The organism is Dehalobacter sp., assembly GCF_030063005.1.
Lineage (GTDB): Bacteria > Bacillota > Desulfitobacteriia > Desulfitobacteriales > Syntrophobotulaceae > Dehalobacter > Dehalobacter restrictus.
The window spans coordinates 1-1,099 of record NZ_JAPDHR010000029.1; the positions used below are offsets into that span (position 1 = coordinate 1).

1 protein-coding gene and 1 rRNA gene are annotated in these 1,099 nt (G+C 38.3%); one reads left to right on the top strand and one right to left on the bottom strand.

What is annotated here, in order from left to right; all coding sequences use genetic code 11:
- The first annotated feature begins 601 nt into the window (after positions 1-601).
- Entirely contained in the window at positions 602-934 is a 333-nt protein-coding gene (locus tag OKX56_RS09235) for a L,D-transpeptidase (RefSeq protein WP_019226694.1), read from the top strand.
- An 82-nt stretch (positions 935-1,016) separates the two neighbouring features.
- On the opposite strand, the gene rrf is transcribed toward OKX56_RS09235, so the two are convergent.
- A 5S ribosomal RNA gene (gene rrf, locus OKX56_RS09240) occupies positions 1,017-1,099 on the bottom strand; the annotation flags it as partial.

Sequence of the window (1,099 nt, forward strand, 5' to 3'; positions counted from 1 at the left end):
ATTTTGGCACAAGCCAAAAAATGAGGTTTTACCCTACATATTTATGAAAAAACAGAAAGACCGCAATCTCACCGATACCAAGGGATTACGGTCTTTTTTCTTGCTTTTTGCTGTAAAAGTCAGGATACTAATGTATTCAGAATGATTTGTCAAGTGGATAGATGATCTTCATGTGATGGACGATCTTCATTTTTCTCCATCCAATTGTGCATATAAAACCCCCTCTGCACATAAGAAACAGAGCACCCATTGATGCTCTGTCCTCATTTCTTAATTAACCTTTGCCACCAGTAAATCGGGTCTGTTGATATTGCTCTGTTTGTCGGTATTGTACTGTCTTTTGCTGATAAGGAACATTACAGCAGGGCATAGTCGGAAAGCAAATCACTGGATAATAACACGTACATGCATACGAATAAAAGCCTTTTCCAAAAAGGTGCATTTTTTGTTACCTCCTCGTATAAATTTTTTAAACAAAGTAGATTTAGATTTTGTATTACCATTATATTCCATACTGCTTTTTTTGAAATTAGTCCATATATTTTATTAAATTTTTAACCAAACAAAGACCTGGCAAATAGTATAAACTGAGGTGATTAACATGTATTCGATTATGCTTTCTTTAAATAAACGTCAGCTTTATGTGTCCAAAGACAGTCAAATTATCAGGAACTATCCGATTGGCATCGGAAAAACAGCGACACCTACTCCAATCGGATCTTATGAAATCATTAGTAAAGTACCAAATCCCGGAGGCGTATTTGGTGTGATGTGGCTTGGACTCAGCATCCCTGGATATGGAATCCATGGTACAAATAATCCTCAGTCAATTGGCAGACAAGTTTCTAAAGGCTGTATCCGCATGCTTAATAAAGATGTCTTAGAGCTCGCTAGAATTATCCCCACTGGCACCTCAGTCACTATCCGTTCTTAATTAAGAATACCCCTATTGTCCACCAATCGCATGGAAACCAAATAAGAAACAGAGCACCAAAATAGATGCTCTGTTCTTAATTACCTGGCAACGTGCTATTTTCCCTTGCAGTATCGTCGCCCCAGGAGGTCTTAACTTCCGTGTTCGGGATGGGAACGGGTGGTA

Excerpts from the sequence above, each read along its gene's own strand:
- OKX56_RS09235 (WP_019226694.1), top strand. The coding sequence starts at position 602 with ATGTATTCGATTATGCTTTCTTTAAATAAACGTCAGCTTTATGTGTCC.